Source organism: Stenotrophomonas sp. YJH_SMC_94-11 (assembly GCF_059370435.1).
The window spans coordinates 243,686-269,331 of the sequence record NZ_JCAFTR010000006.1; the positions used below are offsets into that span (position 1 = coordinate 243,686).

27 protein-coding genes are annotated in these 25,646 nt (G+C 67.5%); 13 read left to right on the plus strand and 14 right to left on the minus strand.

The genetic code is table 11. From position 1 onward, the window contains the following. Nucleotides 1–127 precede the first annotated feature (127 nt). Nucleotides 128–691: an alkyl hydroperoxide reductase subunit C gene (gene ahpC, locus AC5P74_RS12825; protein ID WP_005415368.1), complete on the minus strand. Its 564-nt coding sequence runs from the start codon at nucleotides 689–691 to the stop codon at nucleotides 128–130. Nucleotides 692–1,046: 355 nt separating this feature from the next. Here ahpC and prmC point away from each other — a divergent pair, with 355 nt between their 5' ends. The 3 genes from prmC (at nucleotide 1,047) to AC5P74_RS12840 (ending at nucleotide 3,552) form a co-directional block, all read left to right on the plus strand. Further along, entirely contained in the window at nucleotides 1,047–1,904 is an 858-nt protein-coding gene (gene prmC, locus AC5P74_RS12830) for a peptide chain release factor N(5)-glutamine methyltransferase (protein WP_346608220.1), read from the plus strand. A gap of 48 nt (nucleotides 1,905–1,952) precedes the next feature. Beyond that, complete coding sequence (gene pip, locus AC5P74_RS12835; RefSeq protein WP_019661138.1) at nucleotides 1,953–2,894, plus strand: prolyl aminopeptidase; 942 nt, start codon at nucleotides 1,953–1,955, stop codon at nucleotides 2,892–2,894. 370 nt (nucleotides 2,895–3,264) lie between these two features. Then, complete coding sequence (locus tag AC5P74_RS12840) at nucleotides 3,265–3,552, plus strand: hypothetical protein (RefSeq protein WP_141750792.1); 288 nt, start codon at nucleotides 3,265–3,267, stop codon at nucleotides 3,550–3,552. A gap of 163 nt (nucleotides 3,553–3,715) precedes the next feature. Here the strand turns inward: AC5P74_RS12840 and AC5P74_RS12845 are convergent, their stop codons facing one another. Then, nucleotides 3,716–4,600: a LysR family transcriptional regulator gene (locus tag AC5P74_RS12845; RefSeq protein WP_329843626.1), complete on the minus strand. Its 885-nt coding sequence runs from the start codon at nucleotides 4,598–4,600 to the stop codon at nucleotides 3,716–3,718. Nucleotides 4,601–4,705: 105 nt separating this feature from the next. Between AC5P74_RS12845 and AC5P74_RS12850 the strand changes: the two genes are divergently transcribed. Beyond that, a complete protein-coding gene (locus AC5P74_RS12850; protein WP_346608065.1) occupies nucleotides 4,706–6,118 on the plus strand; it encodes an MFS transporter in 1,413 nt (470 codons plus the stop codon). Nucleotides 6,119–6,191: 73 nt separating this feature from the next. Here AC5P74_RS12850 and AC5P74_RS12855 read toward each other — a convergent pair whose 3' ends face one another. From AC5P74_RS12855 to AC5P74_RS12870, 4 genes are read right to left on the minus strand one after another with little or no spacing between them, the layout of a single operon-like run. Next, the gene (locus tag AC5P74_RS12855) at nucleotides 6,192–6,989 is read right to left on the minus strand and encodes an N-formylglutamate amidohydrolase (RefSeq protein ID WP_346608064.1); all 798 of its coding nucleotides are present in this window, start codon (nucleotides 6,987–6,989) and stop codon (nucleotides 6,192–6,194) included. Further along, nucleotides 6,982–7,536, minus strand: coding sequence for an NUDIX hydrolase (locus AC5P74_RS12860; protein ID WP_010481791.1), 555 nt, complete (start codon nucleotides 7,534–7,536; stop codon nucleotides 6,982–6,984). The genes AC5P74_RS12855 and AC5P74_RS12860 overlap by 8 nt, the downstream gene beginning before the upstream one ends. Further along, nucleotides 7,533–8,468 (minus strand): 5'-3' exonuclease, encoded by a 936-nt coding sequence (locus AC5P74_RS12865; RefSeq protein WP_053500496.1) that lies wholly within the window; start codon nucleotides 8,466–8,468, stop codon nucleotides 7,533–7,535. The genes AC5P74_RS12860 and AC5P74_RS12865 overlap by 4 nt, the downstream gene beginning before the upstream one ends. Beyond that, nucleotides 8,465–9,046 carry a nitroreductase family protein gene (locus AC5P74_RS12870; protein ID WP_495204964.1) on the minus strand — a complete coding sequence of 194 codons (582 nt, stop codon included), beginning with the start codon at nucleotides 9,044–9,046 and terminating at the stop codon, nucleotides 8,465–8,467. Before AC5P74_RS12870 ends, AC5P74_RS12865 begins: the two co-directional genes overlap by 4 nt. Nucleotides 9,047–9,377: 331 nt before the next feature. Between AC5P74_RS12870 and pacR the strand changes: the two genes are divergently transcribed. Beyond that, on the plus strand, nucleotides 9,378–11,699 hold the full coding sequence (gene pacR, locus AC5P74_RS12875) for a PacR family protein (protein WP_053500494.1): 2,322 nt from the start codon (nucleotides 9,378–9,380) through the stop codon (nucleotides 11,697–11,699). Between the two features lie 51 nt (nucleotides 11,700–11,750). Next, a complete protein-coding gene (locus tag AC5P74_RS12880; RefSeq protein ID WP_235646204.1) occupies nucleotides 11,751–12,830 on the plus strand; it encodes an NAD(P) transhydrogenase subunit alpha in 1,080 nt (359 codons plus the stop codon). 62 nt (nucleotides 12,831–12,892) lie between these two features. On the opposite strand, the gene AC5P74_RS12885 is transcribed toward AC5P74_RS12880, so the two are convergent. The 3 genes from AC5P74_RS12885 to AC5P74_RS12895 are packed head-to-tail and all read right to left on the minus strand — an operon-like array spanning nucleotide 12,893 to nucleotide 14,265. Further along, entirely contained in the window at nucleotides 12,893–13,354 is a 462-nt protein-coding gene (locus tag AC5P74_RS12885; RefSeq protein WP_053500492.1) for a DUF3106 domain-containing protein, read from the minus strand. A gap of 3 nt (nucleotides 13,355–13,357) precedes the next feature. Then, nucleotides 13,358–13,684, minus strand: a complete 327-nt coding sequence (locus tag AC5P74_RS12890) for a DUF3379 domain-containing protein (protein WP_253137421.1) — start codon at nucleotides 13,682–13,684, stop codon at nucleotides 13,358–13,360. After that, the gene (locus AC5P74_RS12895) at nucleotides 13,681–14,265 is read right to left on the minus strand and encodes an RNA polymerase sigma factor (protein ID WP_188247888.1); all 585 of its coding nucleotides are present in this window, start codon (nucleotides 14,263–14,265) and stop codon (nucleotides 13,681–13,683) included. Before AC5P74_RS12895 ends, AC5P74_RS12890 begins: the two co-directional genes overlap by 4 nt. A 98-nt stretch (nucleotides 14,266–14,363) precedes the next feature. Here AC5P74_RS12895 and AC5P74_RS12900 point away from each other — a divergent pair, with 98 nt between their 5' ends. Both AC5P74_RS12900 and AC5P74_RS12905 read left to right on the plus strand, forming a co-directional pair. Next, a complete protein-coding gene (locus tag AC5P74_RS12900; RefSeq protein WP_171958463.1) occupies nucleotides 14,364–14,684 on the plus strand; it encodes an NAD(P) transhydrogenase subunit alpha part 2 in 321 nt (106 codons plus the stop codon). Continuing rightward, nucleotides 14,681–16,141, plus strand: coding sequence for an NAD(P)(+) transhydrogenase (Re/Si-specific) subunit beta (locus AC5P74_RS12905; protein ID WP_095379298.1), 1,461 nt, complete (start codon nucleotides 14,681–14,683; stop codon nucleotides 16,139–16,141). The genes AC5P74_RS12900 and AC5P74_RS12905 overlap by 4 nt, the downstream gene beginning before the upstream one ends. Nucleotides 16,142–16,252: 111 nt before the next feature. Here AC5P74_RS12905 and AC5P74_RS12910 read toward each other — a convergent pair whose 3' ends face one another. Continuing rightward, nucleotides 16,253–16,672, minus strand: coding sequence for a membrane protein (locus tag AC5P74_RS12910; protein ID WP_032953950.1), 420 nt, complete (start codon nucleotides 16,670–16,672; stop codon nucleotides 16,253–16,255). Nucleotides 16,673–16,794: 122 nt separating this feature from the next. Here AC5P74_RS12910 and sufT point away from each other — a divergent pair, with 122 nt between their 5' ends. The 3 genes from sufT to AC5P74_RS12925 all read left to right on the plus strand — a co-directional run bounded on the left by sufT (nucleotide 16,795) and on the right by AC5P74_RS12925 (nucleotide 20,693). Beyond that, the gene (gene sufT / locus AC5P74_RS12915) at nucleotides 16,795–17,346 is read left to right on the plus strand and encodes a putative Fe-S cluster assembly protein SufT (protein WP_005415385.1); all 552 of its coding nucleotides are present in this window, start codon (nucleotides 16,795–16,797) and stop codon (nucleotides 17,344–17,346) included. 59 nt (nucleotides 17,347–17,405) lie between these two features. Continuing rightward, a complete protein-coding gene (locus AC5P74_RS12920; protein ID WP_495222489.1) occupies nucleotides 17,406–18,500 on the plus strand; it encodes a branched-chain amino acid aminotransferase in 1,095 nt (364 codons plus the stop codon). Between the two features lie 450 nt (nucleotides 18,501–18,950). Continuing rightward, nucleotides 18,951–20,693: a S8 family peptidase gene (locus AC5P74_RS12925; RefSeq protein WP_053501047.1), complete on the plus strand. Its 1,743-nt coding sequence runs from the start codon at nucleotides 18,951–18,953 to the stop codon at nucleotides 20,691–20,693. A 189-nt stretch (nucleotides 20,694–20,882) separates the two neighbouring features. On the opposite strand, the gene AC5P74_RS12930 is transcribed toward AC5P74_RS12925, so the two are convergent. The 3 genes from AC5P74_RS12930 to wrbA all read right to left on the minus strand — a co-directional run bounded on the left by AC5P74_RS12930 (nucleotide 20,883) and on the right by wrbA (nucleotide 22,373). Further along, entirely contained in the window at nucleotides 20,883–21,368 is a 486-nt protein-coding gene (locus tag AC5P74_RS12930) for an asparaginase domain-containing protein (RefSeq protein WP_053501049.1), read from the minus strand. A gap of 79 nt (nucleotides 21,369–21,447) precedes the next feature. After that, a complete protein-coding gene (locus AC5P74_RS12935) occupies nucleotides 21,448–21,783 on the minus strand; it encodes a DUF2069 domain-containing protein (RefSeq protein WP_005415388.1) in 336 nt (111 codons plus the stop codon). Beyond that, entirely contained in the window at nucleotides 21,780–22,373 is a 594-nt protein-coding gene (gene wrbA, locus AC5P74_RS12940) for an NAD(P)H:quinone oxidoreductase (RefSeq protein WP_053501045.1), read from the minus strand. Before wrbA ends, AC5P74_RS12935 begins: the two co-directional genes overlap by 4 nt. Before the next feature lie 77 nt (nucleotides 22,374–22,450). Here wrbA and AC5P74_RS12945 point away from each other — a divergent pair, with 77 nt between their 5' ends. Beyond that, nucleotides 22,451–23,725 carry a YihY family inner membrane protein gene (locus tag AC5P74_RS12945; RefSeq protein WP_005415390.1) on the plus strand — a complete coding sequence of 425 codons (1,275 nt, stop codon included), beginning with the start codon at nucleotides 22,451–22,453 and terminating at the stop codon, nucleotides 23,723–23,725. After that, entirely contained in the window at nucleotides 23,722–24,297 is a 576-nt protein-coding gene (locus AC5P74_RS12950; RefSeq protein ID WP_206620881.1) for a TlpA family protein disulfide reductase, read from the plus strand. The genes AC5P74_RS12945 and AC5P74_RS12950 overlap by 4 nt, the downstream gene beginning before the upstream one ends. 540 nt (nucleotides 24,298–24,837) lie before the next feature. Here the strand turns inward: AC5P74_RS12950 and ppk2 are convergent. Continuing rightward, a complete protein-coding gene (ppk2, locus tag AC5P74_RS12955; protein ID WP_065178972.1) occupies nucleotides 24,838–25,620 on the minus strand; it encodes a polyphosphate kinase 2 in 783 nt (260 codons plus the stop codon). Nucleotides 25,621–25,646: the final 26 nt, after the last annotated feature.

The window sequence follows — 25,646 nt, forward strand, 5'->3', positions numbered from 1 at the left end:
GGAAGGGGCTGGCTGGCCAAGGCGGGCGAGCGTTGGCTGTCTTGGGTTCACCCCCACGCCGGCGGGGGGACCGGCACGGGGATGAAGGGCGCGCCGTGGCGTGGGGCCACGGCAGGCCGGTACTGCTTTAGATCTTGCCGACCAGGTCCAGCGACGGGGTCAGGGTCTTCTCGCCTTCCTTCCACTTGGCCGGGCAGACCTGGTTCGGGTTGGCGGCAGTGAACTGGGCAGCCTTGAGCTTGCGCAGGGTCTCGGACACGTCACGGGCGATCTCGTTGGAGTGGATCTCCAGGGTCTTGATCACGCCTTCCGGGTTGATGATGAAGGTGCCGCGCAGGGCCAGGCCTTCTTCTTCAATGTGCACGCCGAAGGCGCGGGTCAGCTGGTGGGTCGGGTCGCCGACCAGCGGGAACTGGGCCTTGCCGACGGCCGGCGAGGTCTCGTGCCACACCTTGTGCGAGAAGTGGGTGTCGGTGGTGACGATGTAGACCTCGGCGCCGGCCTTCTTGAACTCGGCGTAATGGTCAGCGGCGTCTTCGATCTCGGTCGGGCAGTTGAAGGTGAAGGCGGCCGGCATGAAGATCAGGACGGACCACTGGCCCTTCAGGCTGGCGTCGGAAACCTTGATGAACTCGCCGTTGTGGTAGGCGTTGGCTTCGAACGGCTGGATCTGGGTATTGATGAGGGACATCATTTTTCCTCTTGGTGAAGGGGAGTGGGTGAATCGACAGGAGCTAGGTTACCCATTCGCTCGCGATAAGAACAATCCATTGATTGCATCTATTTGATAGATGTAGTCTATCAAATAGCCATGAGCAGGCACTGAACCCTGCCGCTCCCATCCTGCAACTGCTTGTGTGACAAGGAAAATCGACCGGGACGTGTGAAGAGGGCTGATAGCCCCTCCTTATACCCTCTGGCGAAACCTGAACGGATTCCAGCTTTTTGTAGCGTCGAGCCATGCTCGACGGTGGATCGGTAGAGCCGAGCCGATGCTCGGCTGTTCCAGCAGCAGCCGAGCATCGGCTCGGCTCTACAATTGAGGCATGTCTTCCCAACCCGAACCCACCCTGCGTCAGGTCGTAGCTGACGCCAGTGCCCGCTTGGGCGGTGTCGACGCCCGCCACGAAGCCGAACTGCTGCTGCTGCATGTACTGGAGCGCCCGCGCAGCTGGCTGTTCGCCCATGCCACCGATCCGCTGGCCGCCAATGACCAGGCCGCCTTCGAAGCCTTGCTGGCCCGCCGTGTGGCCGGTGAGCCGGTTGCCTACCTGACCGGGCGCCGCGGTTTCTGGACGCTGGACCTGGAGGTCGACCCGGCCACGCTGATCCCGCGCCCGGAAACCGAGCTGCTGGTCGAGTTGGCGCTGGAGCGACTGCCGCCGGACCAGGCGTTGCAGCTGGCCGACCTCGGTACCGGCAGCGGTGCGATCGCACTGGCACTGGCCAGCGAACGGCCCCGGGCACAGGTGCTGGCCACCGATGCCAGCCCGGGCGCGCTGGCCGTGGCCGCGCGCAATGCGGCCCGCCATGAACTGGACAACGTCCGTTTCGCCGAGGGCGGGCACGACTGGTATGCGCCGCTGCAGGGCGTGCGCTTCGACCTGATCGCCAGCAATCCGCCGTACATCGCCAGCAACGACCCGCACCTGGAACAGGGCGACCTGCGCTTCGAACCGTCTACCGCGCTGGCCTCGGGCATGGACGGCCTGGATGACATCCGCCGCATCGTCGAGGGTGGCCAGGCCCACCTGCGGCCCGGCGGTTGGTTGCTGGTCGAGCACGGTTGGGACCAGGGCGCGGCGATCCGGGCACTGTTCGAGGCGACGGGATTTGCCGAGGTGCAGACCGTGCAGGACCTGGAGCAGCGCGACCGCATCACCCTGGGCCGGCGTCCGGCCTAGAATGGAGGTTCTCCTGCCCCGGCAGGGCATCACCCTGGAGCTGCAAGCATGCGTACGCTGTACCCCGCCATCACCCCCTACGACGTCGGCACCCTGAAGGTCGACGACCGCCACACGCTGTACTTCGAACAGTGCGGCAACCCGGAAGGCAAGCCGGTGGTGATGCTGCATGGTGGCCCGGGTGGCGGCTGCAGCGACAAGATGCGCCAGTTCCACGATCCGTCCAAGTACCGCATCATCCTGTTCGATCAGCGCGGTGCCGGCCGTTCCACCCCGCACGCGGACCTGGTGGACAACACCACCTGGGACCTCGTCGCCGATATCGAGAAGCTGCGCGAGCACCTGAAGGTCGATCGCTGGCAGGTGTTCGGTGGCAGCTGGGGCTCGACCCTGGCGCTGGCCTATGCCGAGACCCATCCGCAGCGCGTGACCGAACTGGTCCTGCGCGGCATCTTCATGCTGCGTCGCTGGGAGCTGGAGTGGTTCTACCAGGAAGGCGCCAACCGCCTGTTCCCGGATGCGTGGGAGCACTACCTCAAGCCGATTCCGCTGGTGGAGCGTCATGACCTTATCTCGGCCTTCCACCGCCGCCTGACCAGCGAAGACGAGACCACCCGCCTGGAAGCGGCCAAGGCGTGGGCGGTGTGGGAAGGCGCGACCAGTTTCCTGCACGTCGATGATGACTTCATCAACAGCCACGAAGACCCGCATTTCGCGCTGGCGTTTGCCCGCATCGAGAACCACTACTTCGTCAACGGCGGCTTCTTCGAGGTGGAAGACCAGCTGCTGCGCGACGCACACCGCATCGCCGACATTCCGGGCGTGATCGTGCACGGCCGCTACGACGTGGTCTGCCCGCTGGCCAACGCCTGGGACCTGACCAAGGTGTGGCCGAAGGCGAAGCTGGAAATCACCCCGGCTTCGGGCCATTCGGCGTTCGAGGCCGAGAACGTGGACGCGCTGGTGCGCGCCACCGATAGCTTCGCCTGATGCCCACGGGGGCGGATCTCCATCCACGCATGGCGTGGATCTACTGCACCCGGTAGTGCCGGCCGCTGGCCGGCAACGCCTCACCGGTAGCGCCGGGCCATGCCCGGCGGCGATTCTCTCCCTTGTTCAAGGCTGTCGCTATTGGCCTTGAACCGGGGCGAGGCGCGCTGGCACCGTGGACGTCCGTGCAGTTTTCGGCGACCCCCATTGGTTCTATCCGCAGGGCGTTGCTGAGGATTTCTGGTTCTCAGTCTTCATCCCCACCGATACGCGGGATCATTCCCACTTCCGTCGGCTGCGCGCGGTGCAGGGAACTAGCGACGCAGTTGTGCTCGCATACAGGCGTGGGGGCGCATCCAGAAGCCGATGCATGAGCGACTCGCTTGAGCGCGGCCGTATCGAGCGTGTGGAGTGTTTGGAACCCGACGATGATGGGAACCTGGATTCCAAGCTGGATGGAGTCGATGCATGGCTGCAATCACCTTTGACGTGGAATGGCGGTCGCCGTCGCTTGATGCTCTACGGCGCGGACATCGACGGCATTCTGCCTTCGCAAAAAGGCGTACTGTCCGACGGCATGGCGTATCTGTTCCTCCGGGATAAGCCTGATTTTTCTCCGGTAGGACGCGCCGGGGCGTTCTTTCTCCAATTGGGCTGAATCAGTTTTTGCTGCGTCGCGCGTGCCGGCCGCTGGCCGGCAACGCCCTACCGGTAGCGCCGGGCCGTGCCCGGCGGCATTCCGTTCCGTCGCCGCGATGCGGCTCGCCGGGCATGGCCCGGCGCTACCGCGAAGCCGAACTCCATCCACGCATGGCGTGGATCTACCAATCCCCCGCCAGCAACGCGTCGGCCAGTACCTGCAGCTTCGGCGAATGCTGGCGCGACGGCGGGTAGATCAGTGACAGCGCGCGGCTGCGGCCCTCAAACGGCTGCAGCACGCGCTGCAGGCGGCCATCGGCCAAGGCGTCGGCCACCGCGAAATCCATCACCTGCACGATGCCGATGCCGGCGATCGCCGCTTCCACCAGCGGATCGCCGCTGTCGAACACCATCCGCGCCGGTGGCGTGAAATCATGAAGCTGGCCGTCCTGCAGGAACTGCCAGTCCACCAGCCGGCCACTGCGCAGGTTGCGCACCGCCAGGCAGGCGTGATCCCGCAAGGCGGCCACATCGTCGGGCGTGCCACAGCGGTCGAGGTAGTCCGGGCTGGCCACCGTCACCCAGCGCAGCGGCCGCAGTGGCCGCGCGACGATGCGCTGGTCGGCGATGACGCCGGTGCGCAGCGCGGCATCGAAACCTTCCTCGACCAGATCGACCAGGCGGTCGTTGAGCACGGCTTCCACCTGCAGTTGCGGGTGCTGCTGCAGCATCGGCCCCAGCAGCGGTACCAGCACCTTGCGCCCGAACATCGAGGGCGCACTGATCTTCAGGGTGCCCGAGGGCGTGCACGGACGGTCGGCCAACTGGCGTTCGGCATCCTCGAGACCGCACAGCAGGGGCGCGACCTGATCGACGAACTGGCGACCATCCGGGGTCAGTGCCACGTTGCGGGTGTTTCGCTGCAGCAGCTTCACCCCCAGCGTGGCCTCCAGCCGACTGATCGCGCGCGACAGGCCTGACTGGCTCAGGCCCAGTTGCCCGGCGGCGACGGTGAAACTGCGTGCTTCGGCCACCTGCACCAGCATGCGCACGGCATTGAGGTCCATCGAGGTTCCATTCATGCTGAAAATCATGACAGATATGGACGGAAAGGGGTTTATTGATAGCTCTGCATCAATGAGACTGCGCTCCCCCACAGCACCGGAGCGTCGATGCCTCCCCTCAAGTACCCGCGCTGGGCGCTGGCCCTGCTGGCCACCGCCCAGCTGATCATCGCCTTGGACGCCACCATCATCTTCGTCGCCCTGCATGACATGGGGCGCGCGCTGGAGATCAACGCACAGCAGCTGCAATGGGTGGTCAGTGCCTACACCGTGGCCTTTGGCGGCAGCCTGCTGCTGGGGGGCCGTGCCGCCGACCTGATCGGCCGTCGCCGCTTCTACCGGCTGGGCATGCTGCTGTTCGCACTGGCGTCGCTGCTCGGCGCGCTGGCGCCGAACGCCACCCTGCTGATCATCGCGCGTGCGGCGCAGGGCATCGGCGCGGCATTGCTGTTCCCGGCCACGCTGGCGCTGATCAACACGTTGTATGCGGAAGGTCCGGTGCGCAACCGTGCACTTGCGATCTGGAGCATGGCCAGCGCGGTGGGCCTGGCGCTGGGCACGCTGCTCGGCGGCGTGCTGACCCAGGCGTTCGGCTGGCCGGCGGTGCTGGCGGTGATCGTGCCACTGGCCACCACCTGCGCGGTGGCTGCGGGTGCGTGGTTGCCGGCCGATGGCCCGCGTGCGCAGGGCCGCTCGTTCGATCTGGCCGGCTGCATCACCGTCACTGCCGGCGGCAGCCTGCTGGTCACTACCCTCGTGCAAGCGCCGGAGTGGGGCTGGACTGCGCCGGCCACGCTGGGCTGCCTGCTGCTGTCGGTGCTGCTGCTGGTGGCGTTCGTGCAGATCGAACAGCGCAGCCGCGATCCGCTGATGCAGTTCGCGTTGCTGCGGCTGCCCGGACTGCGCGCGGCACTGGGGCTGACCTTCGCCTTCATGAGCAGCTATGGGGTGCAGTACTACTTCATGGCGCTGTACTTCCAGGACGGCTACGGCTGGAGCCCGCTGCAGGCCGGCCTGGCATTCCTGCCCGCCACCGCGGTGTGTACGGTCGGCATCCAGCTGGCCGAGTGGACGCTGCAGCGCTGGAGCGCGCGCAAGGTGCTGGTGGTCGGGCAGCTGGCCGGCGCCATTGGTATCGCCTGGGTGGCCGCGACGCTGCCGCACGGCGCGAACTTCTGGCCGCTGCTGCCCGGCGTGGTAGTGCTGAGCATCGGCCAGGGCATGACCTGGACCTCGATGTGGATCGTGGCCGGGCAGGGCGTGCCGTCCGCACAGCAGGGTGTTGCATCTGGCATGGCGGCGACCGCGCAGCAGATCGGTGGTGCGCTGGGCCTGGCGGTGCTGGTGATGGTGGCCAATGCCGATGCGGGTGCAGCCGGGTCGCTGAGTGCACTGGCCGGGCTGGTGCGCGCCGAATACGGTGCCGCCTTGTTTTCACTGTTCGGCGTGGTGATCGCGCTGGGCCTGCGCCCGGCGCCGGCCGAATCGGCCGCCACCGTCTGCCCGGCCAACGAGGCATGATTGAAGGCGCTGCCGTGGGTGGATGTGCCGGCCAGCGGCCGGCACTACCGGTTCGGCATGGATGCACGCGCGTTCAACCCAGCGCCAGCAACTCCGGTTGCAGCGCGCTGAACATCCGCGCCAACCGCTCGGCCCACGCCTGCTGCCCTGCCATATCGGCAATGAGGTCCTGGCGGATCTCCAGTTCCACGTGCACCAGCCCACGGCCTTCGCCATGCACCGGCACCGCGTAGTCGCTGGTGCTGCTGACCGAATACGGTTCGTTGTCCCCCACCACCAGGTCGCCTTCCTCGCGCAACGCCTGCAGCAAGGCATGGGCAAAACGCGTGTCCTGGTGGTACAGCACGCCGGCATGCCACGGCCGCTGCACGCCGTTCATCGCCGGAGTGAAGCTGTGCATCATCACCAGCAGGGTGGGCTGGCCGGCATCACGGCGCGCATCAAGCTCGGTCTCGATGCGTGTATGGTACGGCGCGTGGATCGCATCGATGCGCTGCTGTCGCTGCGCCGCCGACAGCCCGGCATTGCCCGGCACCACGGTGTGGTCGCTCACCTCCGGAATCAGCGTCGGTGAGGCCAGTGGGCGGTTGCAGTCGATCAGCAGCCGCGAGTACGTCTGTTCGATCGCCCAGGCATCGAGCCGTTCGGCCAGTGCACGGGTGGTGCCGGCGATGCCGATGTCCCAGCCGATGTGGCGGTCCAGCTCGGCCTGCGGCAGGCCGAGCCCGGTCAACGCACGCGGCACCTGCTGGCCGGCGTGGTCGGCCAGCAGGAGGTAGGGCGAGACGCCCTGCGCCCGGTGGATCGTGTAGATCGCCGGGTCGTCGGCGCCGAGCAACGCAGGCAGCCTGTGCAGGTCCGCGTCAGCCACGTGGGCGTCCGTCCAGATGGTGCTCGATCATCCACAGCCCGGCCCAGAGCTTGGCGTCCAGCTCGTAGCCTTCGCCCATCTTCTGCACCAGCCAGGCCGCAGCCTCGCTGCGTGGAATCTCGTGCACGGTGATGTCCTCGCTGTCATCACCGCCCCCTTCGCCGATGCGGCGCAGGCCGGTGGCGCGCACGAAGGCGATCTTCTCGCTGCTGGCGCCGGAAGACGTCGGGCCGATCATCAGCACTTCGGCGTGATCGGCGGTCCAACCTGTTTCTTCTTCCAGTTCACGCACCGCCGAGACTTCGATCGATTCGCCGGCGTGGATGTCGCCGACCAGGCCGGCCGGCATTTCGATGGTGGGCGCCTGCAGCGGTACACGGAACTGTTCGACGAACAGCACCTTGTCCTCCGGGGTGACGGCGATGATGATCGCGGCCAGGCCACCGGCATGGGTGCGTTCGCTGTATTCCCAGGTACCGCGCACCAGCATGCGCTGGTACTTGCCTTCGTAGACGACGCGCGGGGCTTCGGTATTGCGCTGGCTCATGCGGGCTCGCTGTGGGAGGGAAGAGGATCGGCCACGCCGGCGGCGTCGAACAGCCGGCGGCGGGTCATCGGGCCGAAGCGCAGGGTCTGGCACAGGCCACCGAGCAGCTCTGGATCGGCCGATTGGCGCAGCAGTCCGGGCTGGCTGCCCTCCAACGGCGCATCCAGCGCGATGGTGGTCAGCTGGCGCCAGAGCTGGGCGTGCTCGCGCTGCTCGCGCAGCCGCACTGCCATCTGTGCAGCGCCACGCAGGCGCAGGAACGGCACTTCGTCCAGTCGTTCGAACAGCGCATCCATGCTGCCGAAATGGGCCAGCAGCACGGCGGCCGATTTGCTGCCGACGCCACTGACACCGGGAATGTTGTCCACCGCATCGCCACACAGGGCCAGGTAGTCGGCGATCTGGTGCGCGTGCACGCCGTGCCGCGCCTTCACCCCGGCCACGTTCCAGCGCTGGTTGCGGGCGTAGTCCCACTGCTCGTCATGGTCGACCAGCAGCTGCGACAGGTCCTTGTCGGCGGAGATGATCACCCCGCGATGGCTGCCCCGGTGTACGTGCAGGGCGCTGCCGATCAGGTCGTCGGCCTCGTATTCGTGGTGGGCCAGGACGGCAAGGCCCAGCGCCGCGCATAGCGCCTTGCAGTGCACGAACTGGCGCTTGAGCGCTTCCGGTGCCGGCTCGCGGTTGGCCTTGTAGGCCGGATACAGCCGGTGGCGGAAACCACTGTCAAGCGCTTCATCGAAGGCGATGGCGATGTGCCGCGGGCGCTCGCGCTCGAGCAGGTCCAGCAGGAAGCGGGCGAAGCCGTGCACCGCATTGGTGGGCCAGCCCTGTGCGTCCTGGAACTGGTCTGGCAGTGAATGCCAGGCACGGAACACGTAGATGCTGGCATCAACCAGGTACAGCGACGGCGGGGCAGCCGGCAGGGTCATGCCGGGGGCGTCCAGTCGCGCAGCAGGGCCGCCGGGTCGGGGCGCTCGCGCTCGGGTACGTCGGCCTTGGGCGTACCGATGTGGATGATGCCGGCGATGCGTTCGCCGTCGACCAGGCCCAGGTGGGCCTGCACGGCCGGATCGAAGGCCATCCAGGCGGTCAGCCACTGCGCGCCGAAACCCAGCGCCTGCGCGGCCTGCAGCAGGGCGAAACAGACGCAGCCGGCGGTCATCAGCTGTTCCTGTTCGGGCACCTTCGGGTCCGGCCGCGGGCTGGCCACCACCACGATCACCAGCGGTGCGTGGCTGAAACGCTGGCGGTCCTTCTCGAACACGGCCTCGCCCGCATGTGGGTCGCGCTGGCGGCTGCGTTCAGCCAGGAAGTCGCCCAGAGTGTGACGTGCATCGCCTGCGATTTTCAGGAAGCGGAACGGTACGCGCTTGCCGTGGTCGGGCACGCGCACCGCTGAGGCCAGCATCCGCTGCAGGGTGGCCGGGTCCGGCCCGGGCTCGCCCAGTTGCCGCGAGGGCACCGAGCGGCGGGCATCCAGGGCGAGCAGGGCGGCAGGATCGGGCATGGAGGCTGAACCGGTCATCACGGGCGTTTGATTATAGTCGGGGTGGTCAATGACGCCGTCTGTGTCGCGTCCGGCCCCTGAATACCAAACTGTGATGAACATCATGCCACTGGCGGGAAACGGACAGCCGCTTCCCCTCGCCTCGTGGGCCTTGCACGGCTTACGATATCTGTCTTGCCGGGCCGCCGGTCATGAGGTTTGAAGTGAGGACTGTTTCACTGTCCGTGACGGGCTGGCCGGCCTACCATCGACGTTCCGGTACATGGGGTGTGCCGGAAGCCGCGATGTCCATGCTGTCTGTCGTACCAGAGAAGGTGGGGAGCCTTCCCGAATGATGAGCGTGCCCACACCGATGGGATCGCCGGGCCGTGACCCGGCCCAGCTCCAGCGTGCCCGGGACATGGTCCTGCCCGCGCTGTGCCAGGCCTTCGGGGCGGCACTGGCGCGCTTCGACGATGCCCTGTTCGACCGCGCCGGCAATGCCGGCTCGTCACAGCTGCTGTTCCTGGACGCAATGCGCGAACTGCGCCGCCGCCGTGAGGACATCGCGGCCGCTTTCGCAGGCCACCTGCAGCAGGCCTGGGCCGCATTGGCGGCGGGTGAGCCGCTGTCAGCCGAGGCGACCCTGTCCGGGCCGGCCGAGGATGGGCTCAGCCTGCTGGCCGAGCACGTGCTGGAATCCCGGCTGGCGGTGCGCAATTTCGCCACTGTCTTGCTGCGTGACTTCAAGCCGGTGCTGGCGCGGCTGGATCGCCGCCTGGGCCGGTTGATCGGCGGCGCGGAACTGGACGCGGACCACAACCCGATCAGCCCCGAACACCTGGGCGTGGCCATCCACGAAGCCTTTGCCGGCTGTGAACTGGCCCCGGAAGTGCATCTGGTGCTGATCAAGCTGTGCGAGCGCGACCTGCGTGCACCGGTCGGTCGCATCTACGAGAAGCTGGACGAGCAGCTGGCCGCAGCCGGCGTGATGTCGCAGATGGGGGCTCCGCAGCGCCCACAACCGCCGGCACCGGATCCGCGCATGGCCGGGATGCTGGATGACCTGGTCGAGCATCGCCACGGCGCGGGCGTCGATCCGGGGTTCAGCGATGACGAGCAGGCCGCACCGGCCTGGGCGCAGCGCTTCGCCGCCCGCTGGTCCGAGCGCCGCGGGCATATGCAGCAGCACCTCGGCGGCGATGACGGCGCCACCGGCGAGGCCTACGCTGGCCAGCAGGGCATGCTGCTGGAAGCGCTGCACGAACTGCTGCAGCAGACCCGCCACGTGCGTGAGGACGCCACGTCTGCGGCACAGGTGGCGGTTGGCCAGCAGCGCCCGCTCAGCCAGCGCGAAATGATGTCGGTGCTGTCGCTGCTGCAGGCCACGCCCAGCGCCACCCTGCGCGCGGCCATCGGCGAGGACGGCGAATCGCTGGCGCAGCGCCTGAAGAGCGAAGTGCTGTCCAGCGCCACCCAGCTTGGCGTCGATCCGGGCCAGACCCGGCTGGACCCGCAGGATGAAGATGCCATCGACCTGGTCGGCATGCTGTTCGACGTGATGCTGGACGAGCGTGAACTGGAAGGCCGCTCGCGCGAACTGATCGGCCGCCTGGTGGTGCCTTTCGTCAAGGTCGCCATGCTCGACCGCCGCATGTTCGTGCAGAAGACCCACCCGGCGCGCAAGCTGCTCAACTCGCTGGCCGAGGCCTGCGAGGGCAACACCGGCGAGAGCCAGGCCGAGCGCATGCTGATGGCCAAGGTCGAAGAGATCATCGAGCGCCTGGTGGCCGAGTTCAACGAGAACCTGGCGATCTTCCTGACCCTGGAAGAGGAATTCCGCGAGTTCCTGGTGCAGCATCGCCGCCGCGTGGAAATCGCCGAGCGCCGTGCCGCAGAAACGCAGCGCGGCCAGGAAAAGCTGGAAATGGCCCGCAGCCGGGCCGGTGCGGAACTGGACCGCCGCATCGGTGACGCCACGCTGCCGCCGGCCATTGCCGAGTTCCTGCGCCAGCCGTGGCAGCATCATCTCACCCTGGCACTGCTGCGCGAGGGAGAAGAAGGCGCGTCGGTGGCCGAGGCATTGAGCCTTGGCGATGGCCTGCTGGAGGAAGTGGCCGAGGCCCGCCGCCAGATCGTCGGCAAGCCGTGGCTGCAGGCCTGGCAGCCGGTGCTGGCCAAGGTGTTTGCCAGCGTCGGCGTGCACGGCGATGCGGCAACCGCCGCCATCGATGCCCTGCATGACACCCTGCAGGGCATCGCCGAATCGCGGCCGGAACTGCAGCGTGCGCTGCCGGAGCTGCCGCAGGTTGCCTTGCCGGCGCCGCCAGTGGCTGAATCGCCGGCGGTTGAGCTTGGCGGGCAGATTGACGCCGACGATTTCGACAACGCCGATGCCGACCGCTTCCGCCGCATGGAAATCGGCAACTGGCTGGACTTCGTCGACAAGGATGGCAAGGTGCAGGCGGGCAAGCTGTCCTGGGTCAGCCCGATTTCCTCGCGCCTGCTGTTCGTCAACCGTCGCGGCGTGCGCTTCTGCGTGGCCTCGCCGGAAGAGCTGGCGGTGATGATGCGGCTGGGCCGCCTGCGTGCCCACGTTGATGATGGCGCCTTCGACAGCGCCATGCAGGGCGTGATCGATCGCCTCGACCCGGGCAGCGCCACGCTGCACTGAGCGGGTGCTGCCTGCTAGGATCGGGAAACTCACCGATCAGCGGGGACCTGCATGGCCGTGGCGTTGCTGGGGATCAAGGAGACCGCGCCGGGCGAACGGCGCGTGGCACTGACGCCGGAGACCGCGCGCAGGCTCGGGGCCTTGGGCATTGCCGTCTGGTATGAGGCGGGCGCGGGTTTGGCCGCTGGTTTCACCGACGCCGCCTATGACGATGCCGGTGCACGCGTCTTCGACGCGGGCCGCTGGGCCGAGATCGATATCCTGCTGTGCGTGCAGGCCCCCCCTGCGGCGGTGCTGGAACAGCTCAAGCCCGGCGCCAGCGTGGTCGGCCTGCTGGCCCCGGCCAGCGATCCGGCGCTGGCCGCGCTGGCGGCCGATGGTCGCCTGCAGCTGTTCCCGCTGCAGCAGCTGCCGCGCACCACCCGTGCGCAGGCGATGGATGTCCTCAGTTCGCAGGCCGGCATGGCCGGCTACAAGGCGGCGCTGATCGCCGCCGAACGTGCGCCGCGCTTCTTCCCGATGCTGACCACTGCGGCCGGCACCGTGCGGCCGGCCAAGGTGCTGGTGATCGGTGCGGGCGTGGCGGGCCTGCAGGCCATTGCCACTGCCCGGCGTCTTGGTGCGCAGGTGGAAGGCTTCGACGTGCGCCCGGAAACCCGCGAGCAGATCCAGTCGCTGGGCGCGCGCTTCCTCGACCTCGGGGTGAGCGCGGCGGGCGAGGGCGGTTACGCGCGCGCGTTGACCGATGAAGAGCGTGCCGAGCAGCAGCGTCGGCTGGCCGACCACCTGCGCAGTGTGGACGTGGTGATCTGCACGGCTGCGGTACCCGGCCGCCCGGCGCCGACCATCGTGACCGCTGCGATGGTGGAAGGCATGGCCACCGGCAGCGTCATTGTTGATCTGGCAGCGGAAAGCGGCGGCAACTGCGCACTGACCCTGCCGGGGCAGTGCATCGAACACCAGGGCGTGACCATCGACGGTCCGCTGGGCCTGGCCAGCCGCGGCGCGACCCAGGCCAGCGAGATGTACGCAAGGAACCTGCTCAACTTCGTTGCGCTGTTCGTGCGCGACGGGCAGCTCGGTTTCGATTGGGACGACGAACTGCTGGCGAAGACGCGCTGGCAGGCGTGAGTGATACGGGGTCAGATCCCTTTGCCTCTGGCAAAGGGATCTGACCCTGGTATCCCGAAGGCTTACCGCGGCTTCGCCGGCGGCGGGTTCTCCCGCACCCAGTCCTTGCGTTGCTCCGGCGTCATCTGCGACCAGCGCTCGCGCAGTGCGTCGCGCTGCGCGGGCGGCAGATCCCGCATCTGACCGAACAGGGCCCGGGCCTGCTCACGCTGTTCCGGGCTCATGTGCTCGAAGCGGCGCAGGCCGCGGCGGGCCTTGTCGCGTTCCTCCGGGCTCATCGATTGCCAGCGCTGGCCATGCGAGAGCATCCGCTGGCGCTGGCCGGCATCGGCGCTGTTCCAGCGGTCGCGCAGCGGCGCCAGCAAGGATTCCCGCTGCGCTTCACTCAACTGTTCCCAGGCCGGCAGCGGTGGGGCTGGCGCGGGGCGTGCGGCAGGGGCGGGCGCGGCGTTCTGCGCCAATACCGGGAAGGCCGGCAGCAGCAACAGGGTCAACAGCAGCGGCAGGGTATGCAGTCGGGACATGGTTCACTCCATCGCCAGGTCGGTATCGCCCAGCCACAGGTACAGATCGGGATTTTCGTCGTACAGCACGCTGTTGTCTTCCATCGAGGCCAGCACCGGTGCCTGCACGGCGGGCGACAGGGGGCTGTGGCCGCTGAACTGCAGGCCGATCCCCAGCGCCACCACCAGAGAACAGGCGCTGGCCAGCCACCAGCGCCAGCGCCCGTGACGCGCCGCGCTGGCGCCGTGGCGGGCCTGGCGCAACCGTGCCAGCGTGGCCGGCGACAGCGCTTGCAGCGACTGCGCGTGCAGGTTGCGCAGCATGTCATCGGAGGGCAGGGAGCGGTTCACGGGTGGGTCTCCAGGTAGTCCTGCAGCGCCTGCCGGGCGCGTGCCAGATGGGTTTTTACCGCGCCTTCGCTGCAGCCCATGGCGCGGGCAGTGGTGGCTCCGTCCAGGTCCTGCAGCACGCGCAGGGTGAAGGCTTCGCGCTGGCGTGCGGGCAGGGTACGCAGGGCCTGCACCAGGTGCTGGTACTGCTGGCGCTGTTCGTGCGCCTGCGCCGGGTCCGGGCCGGGGTCGGCCCAGTCGATTCCGCCTCCGTCGGCGTCCTGGTTGTCGCGCCAGAACGGCAGGCGGAAACGGCGCCGGCGCTGCAGGTCGATCACGCGGCGGCGCAGGATGCTCCAGAACAGGGGCGCCCATTCGGCCGCCGGCTTGTCGGCGTAGTCCAGCATGCGCATCAGCGCGTCCTGAACCGCGTCCATGGCGTCTTCGCGCTGGCGCAGGCCGGCCTCGGCGAAACGGAACGCGCGCGGGCCGACGCTGGCCAGGAACGCCTCCAGCGATGCTGGCAGGGCATCGGTGTCGGCGCTCGGGGGGACGGGGCTGCTCACCAGCACAGGGTACGGTTCCTCGCTCGGGGTCACCATCGACAACGCGTGAGCGTCACCGCGGTTGACGCCGGGTGCGCGCCGGGTTCAGCCCGTGGTTATGATGGGCCGACGAAGACAGAGCGGGAGCGTTGCCAGTGAGTGACGGGTTCGTAGCGCTGTACATCTTCATGCTGGCGGCCATCGCCGGCCACGTGATCATTTCGCGGGTGCCGGTGATCCTGCATACCCCGCTGATGTCGGGTTCCAACTTCATCCACGGCATCGTGCTGATCGGCGCGATGGTGGTGCTGGGGCACGCGCAGACGCCGCTGGAAAAGGCGCTGGGCTTCCTTGCCGTGGTGCTCGGTGCCGGCAATGCCGCCGGTGGCTACGTGGTCACCGCGCGCATGCTGGAGATGTTCAAGCCGAGCGCGCCCAAGGGCGGCAGGGACGAACCGAAGGAGCCACAGGGTTGAACATCAGCACCGTCGAACTGCTCGACTGGCTGGTCAAGGCCAGCTACCTCGTCGCCGCCACGCTGTTCCTGCTGGGTCTGCAGCGCATGGCTTCGCCGCTGACCGCGCGCAGCGGCATCCGCTGGGCCGGGCTGGGCATGCTGCTGGCCACGGTGGCGACCTTCTTCCTGCCTGAACTGCACAACGTGCCGCTGATCCTGGTGGCACTGCTGCTGGGCGCGGGCCTGGCCTGGTGGTCGGCCGGCAAGGTGGCCATCACCGACATGCCGCAGATGGTGGCGTTGTACAACGGCATGGGCGGTGGTTCGGCCGCGGCGATCGGTGCGGTGGAACTGCTGCGCTATGCCTTCCTTGCCAACCGCGATACCCGCCATTGGAGCGAGCAGGCGCTGGCCGACCTGGCCGCGCGCCAGCCGTCGGGCATGGTGCTGCTGCTGGCGGTGGTCGGCGCGGCGATCGGTGCGGTCTCGCTTTCCGGTTCGGTGATCGCCTGGGCCAAACTGGACGGACGACTGGACAAGCGCGTGACCTGGCCCGGCCAGCAGGTGATGAACCTGATGGTGGCACTGGCAGTGGCGGTGCTGGCGATCATCGCGGCCAGCACGCTCAACACCTCGGCAATCGTCGCCTTCTTCGTGCTGGCGCTGGCACTGGGCGTGCTGATGACGTTGCCGATCGGTGGCGCCGACATGCCGGTGGTGATCTCGCTGTACAACGCATTCACCGGCCTGGCGGTGTCCTTCGAAGGTTATGTGCTGGGCAATGAGGCGCTGATCATCGCCGGCATGATGGTCGGCGCGGCCGGCATCCTGCTGACCCGGCTGATGGCCAAGGCGATGAACCGGCCGATCCGCAACGTGCTGTTCTCCAACTTCGGCGGTGGTGCCGGAGGCGAGGCACAGGCGATCACCGGCGCGCAGAAGCCCATCGAAGCGTCGGACGTCGCGGCGATGATGGCCTTTGCCGAGCGCGTGGTGATCGTGCCCGGCTACGGCATGGCGGTGGCACAGGCCCAGCACAAGATCTGGGAACTGGCGCAGCGGCTGGGCCAGCGCGGCGTGAAAGTGAAGTTCGCGATCCACCCGGTGGCCGGGCGCATGCCCGGGCACATGAACGTGCTGCTGGCCGAGGCCGGCGTGCCCTACGACCTGATCGCCGACATGGACGACATCAACCCCGAATTCGCCAATACCGATGTGGTGCTGGTGATCGGTGCCAACGACGTGGTCAATCCGGTGGCGCGGACCGACCCGGCCAGCCCGATCTACGGCATGCCGGTGCTGGACGTGGTCAACGCGCGCAACGTGGTGGTGATCAAGCGTGGCAAGGGCACCGGTTTTGCCGGCATCGAGAATGCGCTGTTCTACGCCGACAACACCCGCATGCTCTATGGCGACGGCGCCGAAGCGGCGGCCTCGCTGGTGAGCGAACTGAAGGCGCTCGACGGGGGGCATTGAGGACGTACCGGTAGCGCCGGGCCATGCCCGGCGGCGTTTCATGCGGACCGCTGCGCTCGCCGGGCATGGCCCGGCGCTACCCTCATCCACGCGTGGCGTGGATCTGCGCGCTCAGCGCGCCAGCCAGGCACCTACGGCCACGGCCACGGCCAGCCACAGCCATTCCACCGCGCCATTGGCCAGGCTGATCAGGGTCCAGGCCAGGTGCGGGCCCATCCGCGTGGTGGCATCCCACAGGTCCAGGCCGATCGAGCCGCCCATCCAGGCGCTGGCGATGGCCCAGTTGGCCACGGCGGCCACCAGCAGGGTGCCGAGCACGACCAGGGCGACGCGCAGCCGGCCTGGGCCCAGCGTGCCCAGGCGCAGCATGAACACCAGTTCCAGGGCGGCCAGCACCGCCATCCAGCCGACCTGCCGGCCGGTCATCAGCGCCAGGACCATCCAGGCGAGGGGAGCGACAAACAGGCCCAGCAGCAGCATGAGGGGCCAGAGCCAGGTCACGGTCCTGGCACGCGCGGCATTGGAGGACATCGAAGCTCCCAGAAGATCACCCACAGGATACTGTGGTTTGCCGCAGTGCACCGGCGGTGCGGGAGCGGCTGGGCTAGAATGCCGTCTTGCGTGGCCTCGGCCACGGCCCCATATCGGTCCCCATGTATTCCCGTAGCAGCGAACCTGTCCACTTCGAACGCGATTGCGAGGCCGTGATGGTCCCGCAGGGCGATACCGTGACCCTGCCTGCCGGCAGCTATGGGTACATCACCCAGGCGCTGGGCGGCAGTTATTCGGTGTTCGTCGAGGGCAACCTGTTCCGCATCGCCGGCAAGGACGGCGATGCCATCGGCAAGGAGGCACCGGCGCCGCTCGAGCTGCCGGCCGACGCCACCGATGAACAGGTGGAGCAGCTGGTGTGGCAGCAGCTGCGCACCTGCTTCGATCCGGAAATTCCGGTCAACATCGTGGAACTGGGCCTGGTCTATGAAGTCGAGATCAAGCACCTGGATGAGGGCAAGCGCGAGATCGACGTGAAGATGACCCTGACCGCCCCGGGCTGCGGCATGGGCGAGATCCTGGTCGACGACGTGCGCAGCAAGCTTGAAATGATCCCGACGGTGGCCGAGGCCGACGTCGACCTGGTGTTCGACCCGCCGTGGAACCAGCACATGATGTCCGAGGCGGCCCGGCTAGAGACCGGCATGCTTTGACCCAGGGCCCGCAGTGACGCGGGCCCGGCACTACCCGCAACCAGAACAGGAATCCTCCGGTGTCCCAGTCCATCCCCAGCTTCGCCGTCACCCGTTCGGACCACCCGCGCAGCGCTGAAGAGCGCGCCAAGATCCTGGAGAAGCCGGGCTTCGGCCTGCACTTCACCGATCACATGGTGGAAGTGCGCTGGGACAAGGATGCCGGCTGGCACAATGCCAATGTGCGCGCCTACGGCCCGCTGCAGCTGGACCCGGCCGCCGCCGTGCTGCATTACGGCCAGGAAATCTTCGAAGGCATCAAGGCCTACCGCCACGCCGACGGTTCGATCTGGACCTTCCGCCCGGATGCCAACGGCCGTCGCCTGCAGCGTTCGGCGCAGCGCCTGGCGTTGCCGGAACTGCCGGTGGAGATCTTCGTCGAATCGCTGAAGCAGCTGATCGCCGTCGACAGTGACTGGGTGCCTTCGGCCGATGAGTCGAGCCTGTATTTCCGTCCGTTCATGATCGGCGACGAGGTCTTCCTCGGCGTGCGCGGCGCGCACAAGGCCGGCTACTACGTCATCGCCAGCCCGGCCGGCCCGTACTTCGCCAAGGGCGTTGCCCCGGTGTCGATCTGGCTGTCCACCGAGTACGCGCGTGCGGCCAAGGGTGGCACCGGTGCTGCCAAGTGCGGTGGCAACTACGCCGCCTCGCTGCTCCCGCAGCAGAAGGCGCAGGCACAGGGCTGCTCGCAGGTGCTGTTCCTCGACCCGGTCGAAGGCAAGTACCTGGAAGAACTGGGCGGCATGAACGTGTTCCTGGTCTACAAGGACGGCACGCTGGTCACCCCGGAACTGTCGGGCAGCATCCTCGAGGGCATCACCCGCGAGAGCATCCTGCAGCTGGCCCGCGACCGTGGCATGAAGGTCGAAGAGCGCAAGGTCAGCATCGACGAGTGGAAGGACGGCGTCACCTCCGGTGCGATCAGCGAAGTGTTTGCCTGTGGCACCGCCGCGGTGGTCACCCCGATCGGCCAGCTGAAGGGCGAGGGCTTCTCGGTGGGCGACATCAACGCGCCGGCCGGCGAAGTCACCATGTCGCTGCGCAAGGAACTGACCGATATCCAGTATGGCCGCCTGCCGGACCGCCACAATTGGCTGGTCAAGCTGGGCTGATCGCCCACATCGAATCGTAGAGCCGAGCCCGCGCCCGGCTGCGCTTCTGGAAAGCCCGTCCCCGCGACGGGCTTTCTACGTTTCAGGCCAAGGGTCAGATCCCTTTCCGCGTGAAAAGGGATCTGACCCCGGATCGGTGGACGCCGATGTCGGCAAAGTCATTCCAGGACACGTGACGACCCAGTCAGGTCTGTGCAGGGCACGAGAAAGTTCCTTCACCTTCACAAACCTTCGACCCGAAAAGTCTCAGAACGAACATTTCATCTTGCTGAAAAGACGCTGAAAATCTTGTGGTGTCCGGTTTCGGCCATTAGCGTCATCTGCACGGCGGATCGTTAGGGGGATCCGCTGACTCGCCGGACTTCGAACCTCGCCAACGCAAGCCAGCCCAGGGTTCGGGCCGGTGCTTCTGCCGATTCCGGCATTCACACCACAAGAAAGGGAAATACGATGTCCCAGGTAACGCAACCGCGTGTGCGTCGAGTGTGGGTGGTCCTTGGTGCGTCCGTTCTGTCATCGCTGCTGCTGGCCACGCCTGCGCTGGCCGGTGACGTCCAGCTCAGCGGCCTGCAGTCCGCGCCGACGCACCAGCGCTTCATCGTGAAGTACCGCGACGGTAGTGCGCCGGTGGCCAACACCACCGCACTGGCCTCTTCGCTGAAGAGTGCCGCCGCCGGCCTGGCCAGCAGCCAGGGCCGCGCGCTGGGCCTGCAGGAGGTCCGCAAGCTGGCCGTTGGCCCGACCCTGGTCAGGACCGATCGGCCGCTTGACCAGGCCGAATCCGAGCTGCTGATGCGCAAGCTCGCCGCCGACCCGAACGTGGAATACGTCGAAGTCGACCAGATCATGCGTGCGACGCTGACCCCGAATGACACCCGCTTCAGCGAGCAGTGGGGCTTCGGTACCTCCAACGCGTCGATCAACGTGCAGCCGGCCTGGGACAAGGCTACCGGCACCGGCGTGGTGGTGGCCGTGATCGATACCGGCATCACCAACCATCCCGATCTCAACGCCAACATCCTGCCTGGCTATGACTTCATCAGCGATGCCGCGATGGCGCGCGATGGCGGTGGCCGCGACAACAACCCGAATGACGAGGGCGACTGGTACGGCGCCAACGAGTGCGGCTCGGGTATCCCGGCCTCCAACTCCAGCTGGCACGGTACCCACGTCGCCGGCACTGTGGCGGCGGTGACCAACAACAGCACCGGCGTGGCCGGTACTGCGTTCAATGCCAAGGTCGTCCCGGTGCGCGTGCTGGGCAAGTGCGGCGGTTACACCTCCGACATCGCCGACGCGATCGTGTGGGCCTCTGGCGGCACCGTCAGTGGCGTGCCGGCCAACGCCAATCCGGCCGAAGTCATCAACATGTCGCTGGGGGGGGGCGGCAGCTGCTCCACCACCTACCAGAACGCCATCAACGGCGCGGTCAGCCGTGGCACCACCGTGGTGGTCGCCGCCGGCAACAGCAACACCAACGTGTCCTCGTCGGTGCCGGCCAACTGCCCGAACGTGATTGCCGTGGCGGCCACAACCTCGGCCGGTGCGCGTGCCAGCTTCTCCAACTACGGCACCGGCATCGACATCTCAGCACCGGGCCAGAGCATCCTGTCCACCCTCAACACCGGCACCACCACGCCTGGCAGCGCCAGCTACGCGTCGTACAACGGCACCTCGATGGCGGCGCCGCACGTGGCCGGCGTGGTTGCGCTGATGCAGTCGGTCGCGCCAAGCCCGCTGAGCCCGGCGCAGGTCGAAAGCATCATCAAGAGCACTGCACGCCCGCTGCCGGGCGCCTGCTCGGGTGGCTGCGGCGCCGGCATCGTCGACGCCAACGCGGCCGTGGCTGCGGCGATCAACGGCGGTGGCAACCCGAACCCGGGTGGCAACGTGCTGCAGAACAACGTGCCGGTGACCGGCCTGGGCGCCGCAACCGGTGCCGAGCTGAACTACACCGTCGCCGTTCCGGCCGGTAGCAGCCAGCTGCGCGTGACGATCAGTGGCGGCAGCGGCGATGCCGACCTGTACGTGCGCCAGGGCAGTGCCCCGACCGATACCAGCTACACCTGCCGTCCGTACCTGAGTGGCAACAGCGAGACCTGCACCATCAACAGCCCTGCCGCCGGCACATGGTATGTGCGGGTGAAGGCCTACAGCACCTTCTCGGGCGTGACCCTCAACGCCCAGTACTGAGCCCAAGTCCCTCTCCAAGGGCACGCCCTGGCTTCGGCCGGGGCGTTTTCGCTTCTGCAGAGCCGAGTCCATGCTCGGCTGCTCCGGCTGCCGACCGTTGTGCCACGTTGGCACGCGGTTGCCGAGCATGGCCCGGCACTACAAGGACAGTGCTCTGGCAGGTGCCGACCTTGGTCGGCACGCGGTTCCTCAGACCGACTCGAAGCGGTTCGCAGCCACGTTCTTGCGCACGTGCTGCGGGTCGAAGATCCGCCCGTTCATCGCGATGTACACGCCGCTCGGCAGCGACTGCACCGCACCGATCGCGCAGCCGATGTTGAACTCGGCATCCGAGCCGCGGAAGCGTGCCGGGCTCAGTGCGCCGGTCATCACGATGGTCTTGTCGGGGATCGTCGCCAGCACCTTGCCGGTGTGCACCATCGAGTCGGTGCCGTGGGTCACCAGGACGTGCCGGGTCGGCTGCGCGGCGATGGTGGCGCGGATCAGTTCGCGGTCCTCATCGTTGATGTGCAGCGAATCCTTGCGCAGGATCGGAATCACGTTGAAGCGGAACGTCACGCCCAGCTCGCGCAGGATCATGCCGATCTGCGGATCGCCGATCTGGTAGTCCGACTTGTCGTCGAAGTAGATCTTGTCGATCGTGCCACCGGTGGTGACGACCAGGAGCTCTTCCATCATGTGCATGCGCGAAACCAGGACAGGTACTGCGGCGCGGGGCCAGGAATGCAGATGATACGACCCAGCGGGCGCAGCGTCAGCGTTGCTTGCCGAAGCGGGCGCGCAGGCCGGGCAGGCTGGCGCTGAAGATCACCAGGAGGGCCAGCGCGATCTCGATCAGCGCCAGCCAGCGCGTTTCCGGGTGGCTCCAGGCGCTCATCACGCCGTGGCTGAACCAGCCCAGCGCCAGTACCGAGGCCCAGAATCCGGCCTTGCGCCAGCCCAGGCGCACGGCGATGGCCAGCGCCAGCGGCGGCGCGGTGAACACCAGCTGGGTCGCCAGCCAGTGCTTGTCATTGATGAACCAGCCCGCGAACAGCGCGGCCAGCCCCATCAGGGCCAGCAGCAGGACCGTGCGCGGCGCGGCGCTCATCGGGCCAACCGCTGCGCGATGCCGGCCACCCGGCGCCCCAGCGCGCGCGCCAGCACGGCTTCGTCGTCGGTCGGCTGCGGGTCGTCGGCGGCACCGGCTACGTGGCTGGCGCCATAGGGTGTGCCGCCACTGGTGGTATGGCTCAGCGCCGGTTCGGTGAACGGGATGCCGACGATCACGCAGCCATGGTGCAGCAGCGGCACCTGCATCGACAGCAGGGTCGATTCCTGGCCGCCATGCATGGATGCGGTGGACGTGAACACGCCGGCCGGCTTGCCGGACAGGGTGCCATTGACCCATTCGGCGCCCAGCCCATCCAGGAAATGCTTCACCGGCGCGGCCATGTTGCCGAAGCGGGTCGGGCTGCCGAGCAGCAGGCCCTGGCATTCGACCAGGTCCTGCACGCTTACATAGGGGGCGCCATCTTCGGGTACCGGCGGCTGCGCGGTCTGGGTCACTGCGGCCACCGGCGGCACCGTGCGCAGGCGCGCGGTCATGCCCGGCACTTCGCCGATGCCCCGCGCGATCTGGCGCGCCAGCCGTGCCACCGAACCGCCCCGGCTGTAATACAGCACCAGAATCTCGCCCATCGTGCCCGCTTCTCCTCGTCGTGTGGCCGCCAGTATGGCTATCCTGCGAGCATTCCGCATCGGGTACCCTTCCACCGATGGAACCTTTGGATACGCTCAACCTGTGGATGGAGCGCGCGCGGGATCGCGCACGGGCCATCAGTTTCGGCCGCTTCCTGTGGCATCGCTTCCTCGACGACCGCCTGTTCCAGGCAGCGGCGGCGCTGGCGTACACCACGGTGTTCGCGCTGGTGCCGCTGGCCATCGTGGTATTCGGCGTGCTCTCGGCCTTTCCCGTTTTCGACCGCTGGAGCGATCAGCTCAGCGACTACGTGTTCTCCAACTTCGTGCCCTCTGCTGCGCGCGCGGCCGAGGGTTACCTGCGGCAGTTTTCGGCGAGTGCCGGCCAGCTGACGGCCGCCGGCTTCATCGCACTGGTCGCCTCACTGCTGATCACGCTCAACAGCGTGGAAGAGACCTTCAACCAGATCTGGCGGGTCGGCTCGAGCCGGCCCAAGCTGACCCGCTTCCTGGTCTACTGGACCGTGCTGACCCTGGGCGCGATGCTTGCCGCCGCATCGCTGGCAGTATCGGCGAGGGTGTTCGCGATGCCGTTGTTCGGTACCCAGGAGGGCCGTTGGTTGGCCGAACTGGCGCTGCGGCTGGCACCGATCCTGATCGAGTTCGTCTGTATCACGCTGATGTTCCGCGTGGTACCGCACCACACGGTGAAATGGCGGCATGCCGTGCCCGGCGCGATCCTGGCGGCGGTCATCCTTGAACTGGTGAAGTGGGGCATCGGCGCGTATCTGGGCAGCTTCCAGTCCTATCAGAAGCTGTATGGCACGGTCGCCTTCGTGCCGATCCTGCTGCTGTGGATCTACCTGTGCTGGGTGGCGGTGCTGCTGGGCGCGTCGCTGGCCTCCTCGATGGCCGCCTTCCGCTACCAGCCGGTCGAGCTGCGCCTGCCGCAGGGGTACGAGTTCTATGGGCTGCTGCGCCTGCTTGGCCGCTTCCAGCATGCACGGGCCAAGGGCAAAGGCCTGGCCGATGACGAGATCCTGCGGCTGGAGCCGATGCTGACCGATTCACTGCTGCAGGACCTGATCTGCAACCTGCAGGAGATCGACCTGCTGCGCCGCGATGAGCGCGGCGAGTGGCTGCTGTCACGCGACCTGGACCAGGTCAGCCTGGCCGATCTGTACGAATGCACCCAGCTGCGCATCCCGGTAGCCGAGCAGCACCTCCCGTACCGCGACGACAGCCTGGGCCGTGCCGCCTTGGCGGCGCTGGATGACCTGCGACTGCCCCTGCGCGAACGCCTGAAGCGCAAGGTCAGTGATATCTATACCGACTCTGGAGATACCCCATGACCCGCAAGACGTCGTTGCCGCTGCTGCTCCCGTTGACCCTGCTGCTGGCCCTGGCGGCCTGCAAACCGGCCCAGGAGCCGGCACCGGCCAGCAGCCAGCCACCGGCGCAGGTACCGACGCCGAGCACGCCGGCACCGGTCGAGGAAACCCCGGCCGAGCGCACCACCGCCGAGTTCCCGACGCTGAAGATGAAGGCGGTGGATGGCAGCGACTACGACCTGGCCGCGCATCGCGGCAAGTGGGTGGTGGTGAACTTCTGGGCGACCTGGTGCGCGCCGTGCCGCAAGGAGATGCCCGAGCTGTCGGCCCTGCATGCGATGCGTAGCAACATCGAAGTGGTCGGCTTGGCTTACGAGGACATCGAAGTGCCGGAGATGCAGTCGTTCCTGGCCAAGCATCCGGTGACCTATCCGATCGTGATCGTGGACCCGTTCGATCCGCCGGCCGACTTCGCCACGCCGCGTGGCCTGCCGCTGACGCATCTGCTGGACCCGCAGGGCAAGCTGGCGCACACGTTCCTTGGCCCGGTGACCGCCGCCGACATCGAGAAGCAGATCGCGGCTGCCAAGTAGTGGGTTTGTCGGCAGGGCCTGCGGCCCTGCACCCGCGGTAGTGCCGGCCGCTGGCCGGCAGCAACAGCAACAGCCGAAGCAACAGCAACAGCAACAGCGGGCTATCCGTGGGGTGGCGGGGCGGTGTCGGAGTGCGGGGACGCCGCAAGTACGTCCATGTAGGCTTGGCAGCCGCATCCATGCGGCTGACACCCCGCACTCCGACACCGCCCCACCTCTGACAGATTCCTCATGTCTGGTAGATCCACGCCATGCGTGGATGATTCTCCAGACAAATCGAATATTTCGAATTGAATTCGAAGAGCATCCACGCATGGTGTGGATCAACGACAGATCGCGGAAATCTGTCGAAGGCGGGGTGGGTCCGGGTGCGGGGGCGTGAGCCGCATGGATGCGGCGACCGAGCTTACATGGACGTACTTGCAGCGCCCCCCGCACCCGGACCCGCCCCGCCATCCCTCAGGAAGCCCGCCGTTGCTGTTGCTGTTGCCGTTGCTCTGGCTTCGGCAGGTGCAGGGCCGCAGGCCCTGCCGACCCACCCTATTCCTCGACCGGGAAATCCTCGATCGGCTTCAGCACATCGTAGTGCTCGCGATGCAGCTTGCCCTTCAGCTTCGGCAGCTCCGGCAACGGCGCATCCACCCGCGTGTCCGGCAACCGGTCCAGCAGGTTGCGCACCAGCGTCAGCCGCCCCAGCCGCTGGTCGTTGAAGTCCACCAGCGTCCACGGCGCCGCCTCGCGATGCGTCGCGCGCAGCATCGCTTCGCGTGCCTCGGTGTACGCGCTGTACTTGCTGCGCGATTTCAGGTCGACCGGTGAGAGCTTCCAGCCCTTCAGCGGATCGAGATGGCGTTCGGCGAAGCGCTTTTCCTGTTGCTCCTGGTCCACGCACAACCAGTACTTGAACAGCAGGATGCCGTCATCCACCAGCAGCTGTTCGAACACCGGCGCCTGGCGCAGGAACTGCTGGTACTCGGTTTCGCTGCAATAGCCCATCACCCGTTCAACACCGGCGCGGTTGTACCAGCTGCGGTCCATCAGCACGATCTCGCCGGCGGCGGGAAGATGCGCGGCGTAACGCTGGAAGTACCACTGCGTGGCTTCACGGTCGGTGGGCTTGGGCAGCGCCACCACCCGGCATTGGCGCGGGTTGAGATGCTGGCTGATGGCCTGGATCGCGCCGCCCTTGCCGGCTGTATCGCGGCCTTCGAACAGCACCAGCAGGCGTTGCCCGCTGTACTGCACCCAGCGCGCCATTGCAGTCAGTTCCAGCTGCAGCGGCAGCAGCAGTTCGTCGTAGTCCTTGCGCTTGAGCTTGGCCATCGTCACACCACGCGGGGAGGAAGCCG

Bases quoted from the DNA above. Each gene is read 5' to 3' on its own strand.
- AC5P74_RS12935 (WP_005415388.1), bottom strand. From the start codon at position 21,783: ATGAGCGCCGCGCCGCGCACGGTCCTGCTGCTGGCCCTGATGGGGCTG.
- AC5P74_RS12880 (WP_235646204.1), top strand. From the start codon at position 11,751: ATGGCCGTGGCGTTGCTGGGGATCAAGGAGACCGCGCCGGGCGAACGG.
- prmC (WP_346608220.1), top strand. From the start codon at position 1,047: ATGTCTTCCCAACCCGAACCCACCCTGCGTCAGGTCGTAGCTGACGCC.
- pip (WP_019661138.1), top strand. From the start codon at position 1,953: ATGCGTACGCTGTACCCCGCCATCACCCCCTACGACGTCGGCACCCTG.
- AC5P74_RS12850 (WP_346608065.1), top strand. From the start codon at position 4,706: ATGCCTCCCCTCAAGTACCCGCGCTGGGCGCTGGCCCTGCTGGCCACC.
- AC5P74_RS12895 (WP_188247888.1), bottom strand. From the start codon at position 14,265: ATGGTGACCCCGAGCGAGGAACCGTACCCTGTGCTGGTGAGCAGCCCC.
- pacR (WP_053500494.1), top strand. From the start codon at position 9,378: ATGATGAGCGTGCCCACACCGATGGGATCGCCGGGCCGTGACCCGGCC.
- ahpC (WP_005415368.1), bottom strand. From the start codon at position 691: ATGTCCCTCATCAATACCCAGATCCAGCCGTTCGAAGCCAACGCCTAC.
- AC5P74_RS12910 (WP_032953950.1), bottom strand. From the start codon at position 16,672: ATGTCCTCCAATGCCGCGCGTGCCAGGACCGTGACCTGGCTCTGGCCC.
- AC5P74_RS12925 (WP_053501047.1), top strand. From the start codon at position 18,951: ATGTCCCAGGTAACGCAACCGCGTGTGCGTCGAGTGTGGGTGGTCCTT.
- AC5P74_RS12950 (WP_206620881.1), top strand. From the start codon at position 23,722: ATGACCCGCAAGACGTCGTTGCCGCTGCTGCTCCCGTTGACCCTGCTG.
- AC5P74_RS12860 (WP_010481791.1), bottom strand. From the start codon at position 7,536: ATGAGCCAGCGCAATACCGAAGCCCCGCGCGTCGTCTACGAAGGCAAG.
- AC5P74_RS12840 (WP_141750792.1), top strand. From the start codon at position 3,265: ATGAGCGACTCGCTTGAGCGCGGCCGTATCGAGCGTGTGGAGTGTTTG.
- AC5P74_RS12865 (WP_053500496.1), bottom strand. From the start codon at position 8,468: ATGACCCTGCCGGCTGCCCCGCCGTCGCTGTACCTGGTTGATGCCAGC.
- AC5P74_RS12845 (WP_329843626.1), bottom strand. From the start codon at position 4,600: ATGGACCTCAATGCCGTGCGCATGCTGGTGCAGGTGGCCGAAGCACGC.
- wrbA (WP_053501045.1), bottom strand. From the start codon at position 22,373: ATGGGCGAGATTCTGGTGCTGTATTACAGCCGGGGCGGTTCGGTGGCA.
- sufT (WP_005415385.1), top strand. From the start codon at position 16,795: ATGTATTCCCGTAGCAGCGAACCTGTCCACTTCGAACGCGATTGCGAG.
- AC5P74_RS12870 (WP_495204964.1), bottom strand. From the start codon at position 9,046: ATGCCCGATCCTGCCGCCCTGCTCGCCCTGGATGCCCGCCGCTCGGTG.
- AC5P74_RS12885 (WP_053500492.1), bottom strand. From the start codon at position 13,354: ATGTCCCGACTGCATACCCTGCCGCTGCTGTTGACCCTGTTGCTGCTG.
- ppk2 (WP_065178972.1), bottom strand. From the start codon at position 25,620: ATGGCCAAGCTCAAGCGCAAGGACTACGACGAACTGCTGCTGCCGCTG.
- AC5P74_RS12945 (WP_005415390.1), top strand. From the start codon at position 22,451: ATGGAACCTTTGGATACGCTCAACCTGTGGATGGAGCGCGCGCGGGAT.
- AC5P74_RS12930 (WP_053501049.1), bottom strand. From the start codon at position 21,368: ATGGAAGAGCTCCTGGTCGTCACCACCGGTGGCACGATCGACAAGATC.